Origin of the sequence: uncultured Muriicola sp., from assembly GCF_947258935.1 — a bacterium.
GTDB lineage: Bacteria > Bacteroidota > Bacteroidia > Flavobacteriales > Flavobacteriaceae > Muriicola.
In genome coordinates, this window is the sequence record NZ_CAMYKH010000027.1 from 1 (window position 1) to 16,058 (window position 16,058).

Annotated in this window: 11 protein-coding genes; 5 read left to right on the forward strand and 6 right to left on the reverse strand. The window is 41.2% G+C overall.

From position 1 onward, the window contains the following. Window positions 1-1,576, forward strand: a 1,576-nt coding sequence (gene asnB / locus Q0X72_RS06555; protein ID WP_297763115.1) for an asparagine synthase B, incomplete at its 5' end; no start/stop codon positions are given. Window positions 1,577-1,662: 86 nt separating this feature from the next. Here the strand turns inward: asnB and Q0X72_RS06560 are convergent. Beyond that, complete coding sequence (locus Q0X72_RS06560) at window positions 1,663-3,111, reverse strand: SLC13 family permease (RefSeq protein WP_297763118.1); 1,449 nt, start codon at window positions 3,109-3,111, stop codon at window positions 1,663-1,665. 336 nt (window positions 3,112-3,447) lie between these two features. Here Q0X72_RS06560 and gyrB point away from each other — a divergent pair, with 336 nt between their 5' ends. Both gyrB and Q0X72_RS06570 read left to right on the forward strand, forming a co-directional pair. Next, window positions 3,448-5,388, forward strand: coding sequence for a DNA topoisomerase (ATP-hydrolyzing) subunit B (gyrB, locus tag Q0X72_RS06565; RefSeq protein ID WP_297763121.1), 1,941 nt, complete (start codon window positions 3,448-3,450; stop codon window positions 5,386-5,388). Between the two features lie 72 nt (window positions 5,389-5,460). Further along, the gene (locus tag Q0X72_RS06570) at window positions 5,461-6,474 is read left to right on the forward strand and encodes a DUF6588 family protein (RefSeq protein ID WP_297763123.1); all 1,014 of its coding nucleotides are present in this window, start codon (window positions 5,461-5,463) and stop codon (window positions 6,472-6,474) included. 87 nt (window positions 6,475-6,561) lie between these two features. On the opposite strand, the gene Q0X72_RS06575 is transcribed toward Q0X72_RS06570, so the two are convergent. Then, the gene (locus Q0X72_RS06575; RefSeq protein ID WP_297763126.1) at window positions 6,562-6,933 is read right to left on the reverse strand and encodes a hypothetical protein; all 372 of its coding nucleotides are present in this window, start codon (window positions 6,931-6,933) and stop codon (window positions 6,562-6,564) included. Window positions 6,934-7,258: 325 nt separating this feature from the next. Between Q0X72_RS06575 and mdh the strand changes: the two genes are divergently transcribed. Together mdh and secDF are read left to right on the forward strand one after the other, a co-directional pair. Further along, window positions 7,259-8,185 (forward strand): malate dehydrogenase, encoded by a 927-nt coding sequence (gene mdh, locus Q0X72_RS06580; protein WP_297763128.1) that lies wholly within the window; start codon window positions 7,259-7,261, stop codon window positions 8,183-8,185. 192 nt (window positions 8,186-8,377) lie between these two features. Further along, window positions 8,378-11,332: a protein translocase subunit SecDF gene (gene secDF, locus Q0X72_RS06585; RefSeq protein WP_297763131.1), complete on the forward strand. Its 2,955-nt coding sequence runs from the start codon at window positions 8,378-8,380 to the stop codon at window positions 11,330-11,332. 54 nt (window positions 11,333-11,386) lie between these two features. On the opposite strand, the gene Q0X72_RS06590 is transcribed toward secDF, so the two are convergent. The 4 genes from Q0X72_RS06590 to Q0X72_RS06605 form a co-directional block, all read right to left on the reverse strand. Then, window positions 11,387-11,764 (reverse strand): hypothetical protein, encoded by a 378-nt coding sequence (locus tag Q0X72_RS06590; RefSeq protein ID WP_297763134.1) that lies wholly within the window; start codon window positions 11,762-11,764, stop codon window positions 11,387-11,389. Next, entirely contained in the window at window positions 11,761-12,141 is a 381-nt protein-coding gene (locus tag Q0X72_RS06595) for a hypothetical protein (RefSeq protein ID WP_297763137.1), read from the reverse strand. Before Q0X72_RS06595 ends, Q0X72_RS06590 begins: the two co-directional genes overlap by 4 nt. Window positions 12,142-12,179: 38 nt before the next feature. After that, window positions 12,180-13,418, reverse strand: coding sequence for an ATP-binding cassette domain-containing protein (locus Q0X72_RS06600; RefSeq protein ID WP_297763140.1), 1,239 nt, complete (start codon window positions 13,416-13,418; stop codon window positions 12,180-12,182). 119 nt (window positions 13,419-13,537) lie between these two features. Further along, complete coding sequence (locus Q0X72_RS06605) at window positions 13,538-16,048, reverse strand: TonB-dependent receptor plug domain-containing protein (RefSeq protein WP_297763142.1); 2,511 nt, start codon at window positions 16,046-16,048, stop codon at window positions 13,538-13,540. Between the last annotated feature and the right edge of the window lie 10 nt (window positions 16,049-16,058).

The following is a 16,058-nucleotide window of genomic DNA, read 5'->3' on the forward strand; positions in this document are numbered from 1 at the left end:
CCCGGACTGGAGCGGGATATACTCCAATGATAAAGCTATTCTGGCCCATGAAAGGCTGGCCATTGTTGATCCGGCCTCGGGGAAGCAACCTCTTATAAGTGAAGATGGAAATCTTATCCTGGCAGCTAATGGTGAGATCTACAACCATAGAGAACTTAGAAAGCAATTTAGCGACAGTTACCATTTTAAGACTGAATCGGATTGTGAGGTGATCCTCGCTTTGTATCAGAAGAAAGGTCCGGTTTTTTTAGACGAGATGAATGGTATTTTTGGTTTTGCTATTTATGACGCTGAGAAGGACACCTATTTTGTAGCTCGCGACCATATGGGGATCATACCTCTGTATATGGGATGGGATAAAAATGGTACTTTCTATGTGGCTTCAGAATTAAAGGCGTTAGAAGGAATCTGTACAAAAATTGAACTTTTTCCTCCAGGGCATTACCTGGAAAGCACCGATGGTAAACTGAAGCAGTGGTATAGCCGAGACTGGATGGAGTATGATGCCGTTAAAGACAACGAGACAAGCATTGAGGCGATCCGTGATGCACTGGAAGCCGCTGTACACCGTCAATTGATGTCTGATGTACCTTACGGGGTATTACTTTCCGGTGGCTTAGATTCATCTGTAACTTCAGCCATCGCCAAGAAATATTCCCAGAAACGCATCGAATCTGACGATACTTCAGAGGCTTGGTGGCCGCAGCTTCACTCTTTCTCTGTTGGCCTGGAAGGGTCTCCAGACCTTGCAGCTGCTAAAAAAGTTGCCGCCCATATAGGAACCGTTCACCATGAGATAAAATTTACAATACAGGAAGGTCTGGATGCCATCAAAGATGTGATCTACAACCTGGAAACCTATGATATAACAACCATAAGGGCCTCTACGCCCATGTATTTGATGGCCAGGGTAATTAAATCGATGGGGATAAAAATGGTCCTTTCCGGTGAAGGGGCAGATGAATTGTTTGGGGGATATCTGTATTTTCATAAGGCACCCAATGCAAAAGAGTTTCACGAAGAAACGGTGCGCAAATTGAAAAAACTACATATGTATGATTGCTTGAGAGCCAATAAGTCTCTAGCGGCCTGGGGAATTGAGGGCAGAGTGCCTTTCCTGGATAAAGAATTCATGGATGTAGCTATGAGGATCAACCCACAGGATAAAATGATCAATGGAGAGCGTATGGAAAAATGGGTAGTACGTAAGGCCTTCGAATCGTATCTCCCGGAAAGTGTGGCCTGGAGACAAAAAGAACAGTTCTCAGATGGTGTTGGGTATAGCTGGATAGATACGCTTAAAGAAATGGTAGACCAGGAAGTGACAGATGAGCAGTTAGCCAATGCAAAATTCCGTTTTCCTATACAAACACCCGGGTCTAAGGAGGAATTTTATTACCGATCTATTTTTGAATCACATTTCCCTTCAGATGCTGCCGCATTATGTGTCCCTCAGGAGGCATCAGTAGCCTGTAGTACGCAGATAGCCTTAGAATGGGACGAAGCATTTAAGAACATGAACGATCCTTCAGGAAGAGCCGTGGCAATGGTTCATGAGGACGCCTATGTAAAATAACACCAATTACTGCTTTAGTTGGGTTTTTGAATTTGTTAGCAGGAAGCACCCAGATGGGTGCTTCTTTAATTAGTAAACTATCTTTTTTAAATAAAAGACATATAGGTAAGTAATACTATTACTGAAATTAAAATGGGTCCCAGGCCACCTAAAACCAGTCCACCAAACCTGAAATCTCTTTGTTCCAATTTTCCCGTACTGTAAGCAATGGCGTTGGGAGGTGTGGAAATGGGTAAAAACAGGGCCATTGAGGCACAGAAACCTATTACCAAAGGCAGAACAACCGGGTTGTTGAAGGTTAGAACAATCCCTATAGGGATGAGCACAGTGGCCGTTGCCGTATTGCTCATAATATTAGACAAGATGACGGTAAGAAACGCAAATAAAAATACCAGCACATAAAAGTTTAACTCAAAATCCTTGATCTTATCTACATAGAAATTTGCCAATCCGGTTTCTTTGATGGCAAGTCCCAATGCAAGGCCGCCGGCTACAAGCATAAGTGTATCCCAGGGAAGTTTTCGAACATCATCCCCATTTACGATCCCGGACATTGTTAAGAGGATTATGGGTACCAAGGAGACCACTGAAGCCGGAATACCATGCAATTTTTCTGTAAGCCAAAGCAATAAAGTTAACCCAAGTACTGCGAGCACTATTCGCTTTTTAATAATTTCAAATTTATATGTTTCCACATCCGTATTTGGTACTTCCTCCTCAAGGGATATTTTCAATTTTTTTGTTCTGGGGATGTATTTTTTGGTCAATAGAAACCAAAACAAAACAGTTAGAAGTATGGCCATTGGAAAACCGATCATCATCCACTCCAGAAATCCTACTTTAATACCATGGCTGTTCAATGCTTCCACAGCAATGGCATTTGGAGGCGACCCAATTATGGTTCCCATACCGCCAATAGCAGCAGCACCTGCAATCCCGATCAGGATTGCTTTAGACATTGGTGCATTTTTATCCATGGTATTTAAGAAAGGAAGCACAGAGGCTATCATCATTGCCGTTGTTGCGGTATTAGACATCACCATGGAAAACACGGCAGTAGTGAGCATAAGACCCAAAAGTATTTTTTTTGGTGCCGTACCAAATTTGGTTATTGAAAGTCTAAAAATAGTTTTGTCCAGATTGGTTTTACTCATGGCTTCAGCAATAAAAAATCCACCCAACATCAGCCAAATAACACTGCTAGACCAGGAATTGATATAGCCAATATAATGTTGCCTAACATTATCCGGGTCTATTTGCGAATAGTAGCTGTTCATAGAGAAAATGAGAAATCCGAAGATCATTAATCCAACCGCAAATGGTGGAATGGCTTCTGTTACCCACAGACTAATTGCTAAAAATAATAGAAATAAAACATAGATCTGAGCCTGGTCTAATCCGGGTTCATTAATAAAGTAGGTAACGGCAAAAGCAAAAATAAGACTTAACAAAAAGTAGATTATTCTGCTTTGAATGTCAACTACCTTTTGGATATGAGACATCAATTTTAAGGATACTGCTCTGGAATCAGCCATAATGATCAGATAATTTTAATTTGAGTGTAAAATTAGGCCTCTTTGCTTTCATAAAAGCTAACAAATGTCATGGAATTAACAGAAAACCCGCAATCCTGGAAAATCATCAAAAATTGTTGTTAAATTGTTGATAACTTCACCGCTTCCATTTGCTGCAACCCCCATATTTCATGGGCTATTGCTTATATTTGTGAGATTACTTTTTACAAGGCTGTCCTCAGGGTTATTAGGATGATAAACCTATCTGATTTTTAACCTTTTAGATGGTTTTTTGTGCATAGCCGAAGTGGAGGGTATTCCGATCAAAATTTCAAACAGAACAACTTAAAAGGTTATATGAGCGAAGATAAGAAGAAGAACGATTATTCGGCTGATAGTATTCAGGCCCTGGAAGGAATTGAGCATGTTAGGATGCGTCCCTCCATGTACATTGGTGATGTTGGGGTAAGAGGGTTACACCACCTGGTTTACGAGGTAGTAGATAACTCCATTGATGAGGCCATGGGTGGTTATTGTGATACCATTAGTGTGATCATAAATGAAGATAATACCGTATCTGTAAAGGATAACGGCCGGGGTATTCCTGTAGATCTGCATAAAAAAGAAGGGGTTTCCGCTCTTCAGGTGGTAATGACCAAGATTGGCGCCGGGGGGAAATTTGATAAGGATTCTTACAAAGTTTCCGGTGGTCTTCACGGGGTAGGTGTTTCTGTAGTAAATGCCCTTTCAAATACTTTAAAGGCAACGGTTTATAGAGATGGTAAAATCTGGGAGCAGGAGTACGAGCGCGGTAAAGCAATGTATCCTGTTAAAAGTGTAGGTACCACTTCAGAGAGAGGTACCCTGATCACTTTCCATCCGGATGAGAATATCTTTAATCAAACCATAGAATTTAGCTACGAAACCCTTTCCAACAGGATGCGCGAACTGTCATTCCTTAATAAGGGGATCACTATCACCATTACAGACAAAAGGGAAAAGGATAAAGATGGCGAATTTGTTTCCGATGTGTTCCATTCAGACGAAGGACTAAAGGAATTTATAAAATTCCTTGATGGTAACAGAGAATCCCTGATCAGGAACATCATTGCCATGGAGGGGGAAAAGAATGATATCCCGGTTGAGGTAGCTATGGTCTATAATACCGGCTATACAGAAAACCTCCATTCCTATGTTAACAATATCAATACACATGAAGGGGGAACCCATCTATCCGGATTTAGAAGAGGATTAACTACTACGTTGAAGAAGTATGCGGATGCCTCCGGCATGCTCGACAAACTGAAATTCGAGATCCAGGGAGATGATTTCCGGGAAGGACTTACGGCTATTATATCTGTAAAAGTACAGGAACCTCAGTTCGAAGGGCAGACCAAAACAAAACTGGGTAACAGGGAAGTATCGGCAGCGGTTAGTCAGGCTGTTTCCGAAATGCTTACCAATTATCTGGAAGAACATCCGGACGATGCGAAGATCATTGTACAAAAGGTGATCCTGGCAGCGCAGGCACGGCACGCAGCTAGCAAAGCTCGTGAAATGGTGCAGCGGAAAAATGTTATGAGTGGCGGTGGACTCCCAGGAAAACTATCCGATTGTTCAGAACAAGATCCTGCTCTATGTGAAGTATTCCTTGTGGAGGGAGATTCTGCGGGAGGCACGGCCAAACAGGGAAGAGACAGAAATTTTCAAGCTATTTTACCCTTGAGAGGAAAGATACTTAATGTAGAGAAGGCTATGCAACATAAGGTCTTCGAAAATGAAGAGATCAAGAACATTTATACGGCCCTCGGGGTAACTATTGGAACCGAGGAGGACAGTAAGGCACTCAATTTAGAAAAATTACGCTATCACAAAGTCATCATTATGTGTGATGCAGATGTGGATGGCAGCCATATTGAAACGCTGATCCTTACCTTTTTCTTCAGGTATATGCGCGAACTGATAGAAGCAGGCCATGTGTATATTGCCACGCCGCCATTGTATTTAGTGAAAAAGGGTAACAAAAAGAATTATGCCTGGAATGACAAGGAACGCGATACCATTGCCGACTCTTTTAAAGGGGGTGTAAGCATTCAGCGATACAAAGGTTTGGGAGAAATGAATGCCGAACAATTGTGGGACACTACAATGAATCCGGGATTCAGAACGCTGCGGCAGGTGACTATAGATAATGCTTCAGAAACTGATAGAATTTTCTCCATGTTGATGGGTGATGAGGTGCCACCGAGAAGGGAGTTTATAGAGAAAAATGCGGTGTATGCGAACATTGATGCATAAAAAAGGCCGTTACACAACAAAAACTCGCACCCCCGGTGCGAGTTTTTTAGTTTTACACAAAATTATAACGATATGAAAAATCTACTTTTTGCTATGATGATGTTTTGTGTCTTAGCTACACAAGCACAAGGTAATGCTAATGATATATTTGCAGCCGGTTTAGACGATGCAGAAACCTTTATGAACGACTATCTGGCTCCTGTCTCCGAAGGTGCTATATACAGTATTTCGGGCTCCTGGTTCAATACCGGAGATGCAAAACCATTGGGAGGCTTTGAGGTCTCTATTATTGGGAATATTACCGGCTTTAAGAACAAGGAGGACAAAAAGACCTTTGTTTTGAATACGGCCGACTATCAAAATCTTCAGTTTGTAGACGGAAGTCCCTCTAAAACGGTATCCTCGGCTCTGGGTGATATTGAAGGTGTCCGGGTCTTTGTAGAGGCCGAAATTGCGCCGGGAATAACTTCCAGGGAAGAATTTGATCTTCCCTCCGGATTGGCTTCTGAGGGAATAAATTTTATCCCATCTGGGTATTTACAAGGTAGTGTAGGATTAATAAAAGGTACCGAATTAAAAGCGCGTTTCCTTCCAAAGATCAAAACGGATGATGTATCTATAAGTCTGTATGGAATTGGCATACAACATGAATTTACAAAACATCTGCCGGCAGATAAGGTATTACCCATTGCTATATCCGGAGTTATTGGATATACCCATATAAATGGCACCTATGATTTTACAGATACCAATATTATTGCAGGATCCGATCAATCGATCGATGCCAAGATCAATACCTGGGTTTTTCAGGCCGTAGTATCTACCAAGCTGCCTATTATTAACTTTTATGGGAGTTTGGGATATATGTCCGGTAAATCGGAAACAGCAGTCCTTGGAACGTATACTGTTCAGTCAGGACCTTTTCAAAACACCTATGTAGATCCATTTACACTTACTAAAGATGCCAGTGGCGTTACCGCTAACATAGGTACCAAACTTAAATTGGGATTCTTCCGCCTTCATGCAGATTATACCATAGCAGAATTTAATAACCTTTCTGTAGGTCTTAGCGTAGGGTTCAGATAATAAGACTATCCAACTAACCACTTAAATAAAAACAGCCTTCCAATGGAAGGCTGTTTTGCAATTATTAGGAAAAAAGCAGGGGAAATATTATTCTCTGTGAGCCAGTATATTGCCCTGGGTGTCTTCCAGGATCTTACCTTCTTCAGATTGTTTTAAACTTACCTGATCGCTGGGCATATCAGTACCGGGATATGAGATGGTGTAAACACCATCATCTACCGTCCAGCTAAAATCGGTCTTTACATCAAGGGTATTTCCATTATATGAATGGTACCTTCCAAGGAACACATCATTGAAGATCCATTCCTGTCTATTGTTTTGACGTTCAGTTTCTGATGTATTGGTGATAGCTGTTTTGGCCCAGATGCCAATGATGGGGTCATTATTTTCTGGTACTCTTGAACAGTTACTCGCCAGGATAATGGCAATGATAGCCATGAGGGATGCTAGCTTTTTCAAAATGTAGGTTTTTTAGATTTGGGATCTATGTTAAATTCCTAACGACCTCAACTTCCTATCTATTGCCAATTATCGATGAACAGCACTATGAATAGCATTTTTTTCGACGAACGTCATCTAATCGTTATAGGAAAGCCCATAGAATTGCACTTGCTGGCTTTGGACCTAATTAAATATTCTGTGGACTCTTCCTGAGAATTATGTTAAATTTCCCTATTTTTGATTCGCCCTAAATTGAAGGGAAAAACTAGAAAATTGCCTGAAAATAATTGTCTTCTGAAAGCATTGTTTCGGGCTTATTAATACAATATAAAATAATAGAATTATGAAAATTACAGTAGTGGGAGCTGGTGCCGTAGGGGCAAGTTGTGCAGAATACATTGCCATTAAGGATTTTGCTTCAGAAGTGGTCTTGTTAGATATTAAAGAGGGATATGCAGAAGGGAAGGCGATGGACCTTATGCAGACGGCCTCATTGAATGGTTTTGATACCAAGATCACAGGAACTACAGGCGATTATTCTAAGACAGCCAATAGCGATATTGCTGTGATCACCTCAGGAATACCGAGAAAACCGGGTATGACAAGAGAAGAACTAATCGGTATCAATGCAGGAATTGTAAATACAGTATCTACCAGTCTTATTAAACATTCACCTAATGTAATTTTAATAGTGGTTAGTAATCCTATGGATACGATGACCTATTTGGTCCACAAGGTGACAGGCCTGCCTAAGAATCGGATCATTGGGATGGGAGGTGCTCTAGACAGTGCTCGATTTAAATATCGCCTGGCTGAGGCCTTGGGTGCTCCTATTTCTGATGTAGATGGAATGGTTATTGGCGGTCACAGTGATACAGGAATGGTACCACTTGGCAGACATGCTACAAGAAATAGCGTAAAAGTGTCAGAATTTCTATCAGCAGATCGTATGGCACAAGTGGTGGAAGACACCAAAGTAGGAGGGGCCACATTGACAAAATTATTGGGAACTAGCGCCTGGTATGCTCCCGGAGCCGCTGTTTCCGGTCTTGTACAGGCCATTGCCTGTGATCAGAAAAAACTATTTCCCTGCTCTGTTTTTCTGGACGGCGAATATGATTTAAAAGACATTTGTATTGGTGTACCTGTTATTTTAGGAAGGAATGGGATCGAAAAAATTGTAAAAATGGAGCTCGATAAGGCAGAGAAAGCAAAAATGCAGGAGAGTGCGGAAGGGGTACGGAAGACCAACGACTTATTAGATGTATAAGTGTTGAAATCTTGACAAAACACAAGGCGTTCCTTTCGGAGCGCCTTTTTTTAGACCTTTACTGCCAAGAATTGCGCTGTTGAAAAGCAGCATTTATAGCGCCATAAATCCGGTAAATAAATTGTCAGTTCCTGTTGGAAATGATATATTTGCACGCTATTTACGGATACCATCAATTAATTCAAAACACAGATGCAGAATAAAGGACTGATTAAGCTTTTTGCTTTCTTGTTCGGGCTTGTAAGTATTTATCAACTCTCTTACACCTTCATTACCAGTAAAGTTGAAGACGAAGCTGAGACATATGCTTCCGCAAAAATCCCGTCTACCGTTGAAAATTACGTCGCAGAGCGCGAGGCCATGGAAGCCAGCTATCTCGATTCTATTGGAGACAATACGGTATTAGGCTTTACTACCTACGAAGAAGCAAAAAAGAAAGAGCTTAACAAGGGACTCGACCTTAAAGGAGGGATCAATGTAACCCTACAGATCTCCGTAAAGGATATCTTAAAAGGACTTGCAGATAATACGAAGAATCCTGTTTTCAATAAGGCACTTGCAGACGCAGATGAGGCTTCTAAAGACAGTGATGATACTTACATCGATTTGTTCTTTGATGCCTTCGACAATATTAAAGGGGATACAAAACTTGCTGCTCCCGATATTTTTGCCAATAAAGGGCTGAGCGATGAGATCAATTTCCAAATGACAGATGATCAGGTAAGACCTATCATCAGAAGAAAGATCGATGAATCTATAGTGTCAGCATTTGAAGTACTTCGCGAACGGATCGATGGTTTTGGAGTAACACAACCCAACATTCAACGGGAAGGGACCTCAGGGCGTATCCTTGTTGAATTACCCGGAGCAAGAGATATAGCCAGAGCGCAAGATCTTCTTTCCAGTACTGCACAACTCGAATTCTGGGAGACCTACGAGCCAGGCAATCAAAGTCTGATCAACTTCTTTATTCAGGCCAATGATCGCTTAAAGACCATGGTGGAAGTTACATCCCAGGAGGAAGTTAAAGAAGCTACAGAGATAGATTCTTTATTATCTGATGTAGCTCAGGATTCGCTCGACCTTACTGCTGAGAGAAATCCACTTTTTGAAAAATTACAATTAAATGGTCCCGGTTATGCCATAGCGATCGCAGCAATAAAAGATACTGCCGAGATAGGATCATGGTTAAGGATGCCTGAGATCCGAAGGTTATTACCGGCAGAAGTTCAATTCACTAAATTCCTATGGGAACGGCCCTCTCAAGATTCAGAGGTAGCCGGTTTGTTTGCTTTAAAATCTAATAGAGATGCCTTGCCACGTATTAGTGGTGATGTAGTAAGTGATGCCAGGGATCAGTTCGACCAGTTCAACAGGCCCGCTGTAGGAATGGATATGAACGTCCGTGGTGCCAAGGAGTGGGAAAAGCTAACGAGTGAAGCCAACCTTAATAATACAGGGATCGCTATTGTACTAGACAATAAAGTGTATACCGCACCTGGGGTTTCTCAGGTAGGAGGTATATCGGGAGGAAGTTCAGAGATTACAGGAACTTTTACCGTAAACGAGACCAAGGATATCGCGAATGTACTTAGAGCAGGTAAATTACCGGCGTCTGCAGATATTATCGATTCCTTTGTTGTAGGACCTTCCTTGGGCCAGGAGGCTATAGACAGTGGGTTTACCTCTTTTATGATTGCCATGGTCTTCGTGTTGATCTGGATGATCTTTTACTATGGAAAAGCAGGTATTTTTGCTGATTTAGCATTGAGTTTCAACATCGTTTTGATCTTTGGCGTTTTGGCAAGTTTAGGAGCAGTACTTACCTTACCCGGTATTGCTGGTATCGTTTTAACCATTGGGATGTCTGTAGATGCCAACGTACTTATTTTTGAGAGGATCAAAGAAGAGTTACAAAAAGGTAAAGGAAAAGGGCAGGCCATAAATGATGGTTTTAATAATGCCTTGTCTTCTATCCTTGATGCGAATATTACCACAGGACTAACAGCATTGATCCTTCTTGTTTTTGGATCGGGACCTATCAAAGGATTTGCAACCACCTTGATCATAGGTATCCTAACTTCTTTGTTTACCGCTATTTTTATTACCAGATTATTGGTAGACTGGTATATTTCGGGGAAAGGAAGATCGCTTACCTTTTCCACTTTCATCACCAAGAACCTGTTCAATAATGTAAACATCGACTTTCTTAAAAAACGAAAGTTTTCCTATATCATTTCTGGGATCGTTATTATCGCCAGTATATTCTCGCTTACTACTCGCGGACTAGATCAGGGAGTCGATTTCGTTGGGGGAAGAAATTACCAGATCCGCTTTGTTGACCCGGTGAGCCCTACAGAGATCACGAACGAACTAACCGCAACTTTAGGGAGTGCAAGTGCAAAGACCTTTGGGGATGCCAACCAGATCATGGTGACCACAAAATACAAAGTAGATGTACAGGGTACAGAAGTAGATGACGAGATCCTTAGTATCTTACATACTTCCTTACTAAAATATTTGCCAGACGGCACTACCTATGAAGATTTTATCCCAGGAGGTACCAATGAAGATATAGGAGTCATGAAGTATAGAAAGGTTGGTCCTACCATTGCAGATGATATCAAAAAGAATGCAGTATGGGCTATTTTCGGTTCCCTGGCAGTTGTATTCCTTTACATCCTCTTGCGATTTAGAAAGTGGCAATTCTCGCTGGGAGCAGTGGTAGCTGTTTTCCATGATATAGTAGTAGTACTGGGAGTATTCTCTTTTTTCAGCCCATACATGCCTTTCAGTATGGAGATAGACCAGGCTTTTATTGCGGCAATACTGACAGTAATAGGGTATTCCCTGAATGATACTGTTGTAGTATTTGATAGGATACGTGAAATTGTAAACGAAAAAGGGTTTAACTATGGCATCAATACAAACATGGCATTGAACAGTACCTTGAGCAGAACCTTGAACACCTCCTTAACTACGCTGGTAGTATTGCTTGCTATCTTTATTTTTGGTGGAGAAACCTTGAGAGGATTTATGTTTGCAATGATCATTGGGATCATTGTAGGTACCTATTCTTCCTTGTTTATCGCTACACCTGTGATGTACGATACCTTGAAGGAAAAGAAGACGAAACCTAATAGCTAATAGCTATTAAAATAAAAAAACCGCCCATTTTGGGCGGTTTTTTTATTGTATTGTCTAGGGTAAAAGCCATTTTTTAGCCTCCTTTTTACTTCGGAAGAGCTTCATATCATAGCCGTATTGTATCATCGCATTTTCTATAAATCTAAGGCGCATAAACCGCTCTTCATCGGGCGCTACCAAGGCTAGCTTATAGTCGAAATCCCAACCCAAATTATTGGCATTCTCTACCAGATTAAAAGAAGTGTCCATTCTGTATACACCTTTGAAATAGGAAACAACCAGCGCTTTATTCCGATTTTCTTGTTTGCAAAGCGCTGCAATCTTTGACCATCTGGAAATAGATTCGTTCTTCTCCAAAGCCGGGTCTACCTTGCCGTACATCCGCACTTCCAGGTATTGCTCATACACTTCGTGTTCTATCCTATTTTTCATTCAGTGAACAGCCATTTTTTGGCATCACGCTTATTTTTGAAAATCTTCATTTCAAATCCCAGGGTATTCATGGCGGTCTCAGTAAACGAAAGATGATGTTGCTGCTTTTCGTTTTTGACAACCATTGATAATTTATAATTTGGAAGCCAACCTAAGGTGGAGGCTGTATCTACCAATTTAAACTTCGAATCAGTAGTATGCTGGCCCTGAAGGTCCATAAATGCGAGAATTAAGTTTCGCTTTTCAATTTTACACAATTCTGCGATTTTAAACCAGCGTTCTATGGCTTCCTGTGCTTCTTTACCGGGAACAATAGTTGCCTCGATGTGTACCTCCAAATACTCAGGAAGCACTCTATGTTCTATTGTATAAGGCATTAGGAAGCAATTTTTCTTTAAAGTAATAAATCAGAAGATCACTTCAAAATATTTCCTACAGAACCATGTAAGGAAGCGCTTAACTTCAGTATACTTTTTGGCTTCAATCCGGGTTCTTCCCTATGTGAGACAAAAACGATGGCTGTATCACTCTCTTTACCAAGTTTGTTGACCAACTGGATTACCATTTCTGCAGCATTGTCATCCAGATCGGAAGTGGGTTCGTCAAGGATAAGCAATAGAGGTTGTTTGATCATGGCCCGGGCACACATAATAAGGCGTTGTTGTCCTTTTCCAAGGTCATGGAAGTAGGTATCTCTTTGCTCTGCCAACCCTAGTAATGACAACCAGGAAACAGCTAGTTTCTTTTGCTCATCCGTGGGTTGTATATACAGTCCAATAGAGTCTACCAAGCCTGAGATCAGCATATTCTCTATAGTATGGTATCCCCTGAACCTGTCTGTGAGTGCCGGAGTAATGTACCCAATTTGTTTTTTAATATCCCACACACTTTCTCCACTTCCTTTTATATTTCCAAAAAGATATAATTCTTGCCCGTATCCCTTGGGATTATCCCCGGTGATGAGTGAAAGCAGGGTAGTTTTTCCACTGCCATTGGCTCCTTTTAACTCCCAGAATTCACCTGGTTTTATTTTCCAGTTTATCTTATCCAAAATGGGCTTGTTTCCATAAGAAACAGAGACATTTCTCAATTCAATTAGTATTTTTTGTTGATAGGCCACTCGTTCTAATGGGGAAGGAAGTGGTTGATTAAAATATTTATTTTCTTTTACAGATAGATCCGCTGTGGCGGGAATCTTATCATACCAGCTTAGTTGATCCTGATGCCAGGTGGCATAGCGATCAATAAACGGAAGCAGATCCGACTTGCGACTCAGCACTTGTATAATGCTCATTGAACTTTTCAGCCTATGAATAGTTTCCGTAAAATACTCCCTGGTTGGGACATCCAGATTGTCAAAGGCATTGTCTAGTATCATATAATCTGGCTGTTGCGATAATAGATGGGAGAACAAGGCTTTTTTTCGTTCACCACTAGACATGCTCTGAAGACTTTGGTGGCTATTTTTACTCAGGATCTTGCGATCATGACGCAGTTCTTCTTCTATAAACCAGGCGATCTCAGTAGTGGAAAAAAGTACCCCTTTCATTGAATGCAGGGCTTCAAACCCATCAGGATAGGGTCCGTTTAGTAAGAAGTTTAGGAGTTCTCTTACCGGCGTGGAGGTTTCTGTAAAAATTGCCCAGTGTGGCATAAGATAAATTTCAGTCTATAACGTATGTAAAAAACAAATATAAACTTCGTATCTCACATGATTTTTTGTAGTGTAACAATGGATGTTCCTAGAAATATTATTAAATACTCAGAACTGGACTAAAAAAATGCCCTGAGGACAACATTTGGCGTAATCCCCAGGGAAGGCTGGAGAAATTCCCTAACGCCTCCTGTTGTTTCAGGTCTGTAATAATTATTGATATAATTTTCACGATCTAGCAGGTTCCAAATAGAAAATCCCAATTGGGCTTTTGATTGATGGCTTATAGAGAATTGATATATGGCAGACAGATCAACCCTCATATAATCTGGTAAACGATCTGAGTTGCTGGGCCCGAAATTCACCTGATTATTTACAACGGGGTTGGTAGCATCTGTTGCCGTTGCAGGGCGACCACTATGCCAGTTCCATCCGGCTGCAATTTTTACCTGACCTAGTTCATAACTGGCACCCAAGGTAACGGCATGAGTAATATCGTAATTACTCGGAAAGGATACTTCAGAAAATGTATCAAAAGTATAATCGGCATTTAAATAAGAATAACTCAGCCAGGTACTGGTTCCTTTAAACTGTTTCCTTATCAGAAGATCAATACCGCTGGCCTTATAACTTCCTACAGCTTTTTGAAATTCATACTGGTTCTGAAATCCCTGACTTTGTGCCGTGATTCCTTCCACTTCTTTCATATATCCTACGGCATTAAGCAGCCATCCTTTTTTGTTAAAACTCAGACCTACAGAAGCCTGCTTTCCTTCAATGACGGGAACGTCAGCATCATTAGACAATTGCCACCTCCGTTTCTCTACGCCCAGGAAATCATTTTGAAAATTGATGATCTGTGATGTATTCTGATGTTTATATTCTCCTAAAATTTGCAGTGTCATCCACTTAAGAAAGCGGTGGTTTAAACTTAGGCGCGGTTCCCATAACCAACGCCCGAATTTATCGAGGTAATTCGTTCTGAGCCCTAAATTGGCGTTTGTTGAACGGTTTTTGGAGGAATAACCCAATTCCGTAAATCCGCTATGAATGCGTAGCACATCCCCGTTGAGTCTGATAAAAATAGGATTGTCAACGTCATCCAGGTTAGTGACCTTAGTCTCTATAAACTGATATCCATTGGTCCAGTGAAGCCAATCATTAATTGTATAACCGGCTGTGAATCTTGCGCCGGTCTCAGACACCTTGTTTTCTTGTAAAAACCTTTGATCATTCTGGATATTGGCATTGATAGCCCTGAGCTCATAATCAGTATTGTAAAGGTGTATGGTTGTGTTAAAAGTTTGGTTCCAGTTTCTGCGGTACTTTAATCCTGCTCCCATGGTATTCTGTGTCAGGCTACTTTCCCTTCTCACATCTGCACTGTTCACCGTACTGTTTTCATTAAACTGCAAGGTATTGCTAGCATGGATAAAATTAACTCTGACCTGATCTTTATCTGAAGGATGCCATAGCCACCGCAAGGAGGCGTCGTAAAAATCGAATGTTTGGTCCGAATTGATAATATTGGCGGCATTGGTTTCTACTTCTGTGTCTTGTGAGATCCTTGAAAAATACTCAGAATAGGTGGGAGTTTCAACAAAATCACTGATGGCCTTACGTGCGGCCAGCTGAAGAGATGAGCGCTTGCCTATAGGCGTATCCAGGAAACCACTGAAGTCAATAAAGTTAACGCCTAATGATCCTGTTGGTTGTTCAGTAAGAGCCTCGTCTGTTTCCATGGCTATGGTACCAGACACTCCATCTGTATAGGAAGCTGGGGTGCCGTTCTTGCGCAGCGATACATTTTTTGTGATCATGGGGTTGAACATAGAAATAAGACCAAAAAAATGACCGGACTGATACATTTTAATATCATCCCAAAGCAGGAGATTCTGATCATTGGTGCCACCTCTAATATTAATATCGGACACCGTTTCATTAATACTTTGTATGCCTGGAAGGGCCTGTACTGATTGTAAGACATCTGTTTCTGTGAGACCAGGAAGAATGCTGAACCTGCTGAAATCGATTTGGTAAGAGCCATTATTCAGCTGGTCGATCCCCCGGATAAGGTAGTCGTATAAAACAATTTCAGGGAGTTGCTGTTGTTGGGCCACCAGGTAGATATCGGCACAGTTTCCGGAGGTAAAAAATCTGGCCTGGCGTTGAAGGTTCTTATATCCCAAATAACGAATTGTAAGCAAATCCGATATTCCCTGTACCGAAATTTCAAAATAACCATTTTCATCTGATATCGTTGAAGAACGATTGCTCCTGATAGTGGCGAAAGGAAGACTTTTTTGCGTATCCTTATCTTTTAGATAACCACAAAGGAAGATATGTGCTTTTTTTATGGTAATGAATTTGTTTGGAAGTATGGAATATGCAAGGCCTGTTTTTTCTGAAAGATAGTGGAGCACTTCTTCGATAGACAACTGCTTATCTGGTGGAGTCAATACAATGTTTTGAATAGTAGAAATCGCATAGTTAAAGCGATATCCGTAGTTGTCACTAACCTCCTCAAGTATATTGATCAGTGGCCGGGGTTCCTTAGTTTCCTGGGTAAAAGCCGAAAAAGAGCTTATAGCGACCAGGAGAAGTAGGAATTTCCGGAGATTACTTTTCACGATGACTCAG

Excerpts from the sequence above, each read along its gene's own strand:
- Q0X72_RS06590 (WP_297763134.1), bottom strand. The coding sequence starts at position 11,764 with ATGAAAAATAGGATAGAACACGAAGTGTATGAGCAATACCTGGAAGTG.
- Q0X72_RS06570 (WP_297763123.1), top strand. The coding sequence starts at position 5,461 with ATGAAAAATCTACTTTTTGCTATGATGATGTTTTGTGTCTTAGCTACA.
- Q0X72_RS06560 (WP_297763118.1), bottom strand. The coding sequence starts at position 3,111 with ATGGCTGATTCCAGAGCAGTATCCTTAAAATTGATGTCTCATATCCAA.
- mdh (WP_297763128.1), top strand. The coding sequence starts at position 7,259 with ATGAAAATTACAGTAGTGGGAGCTGGTGCCGTAGGGGCAAGTTGTGCA.
- Q0X72_RS06595 (WP_297763137.1), bottom strand. The coding sequence starts at position 12,141 with ATGCCTTATACAATAGAACATAGAGTGCTTCCTGAGTATTTGGAGGTA.
- secDF (WP_297763131.1), top strand. The coding sequence starts at position 8,378 with ATGCAGAATAAAGGACTGATTAAGCTTTTTGCTTTCTTGTTCGGGCTT.
- Q0X72_RS06600 (WP_297763140.1), bottom strand. The coding sequence starts at position 13,418 with ATGCCACACTGGGCAATTTTTACAGAAACCTCCACGCCGGTAAGAGAA.
- gyrB (WP_297763121.1), top strand. The coding sequence starts at position 3,448 with ATGAGCGAAGATAAGAAGAAGAACGATTATTCGGCTGATAGTATTCAG.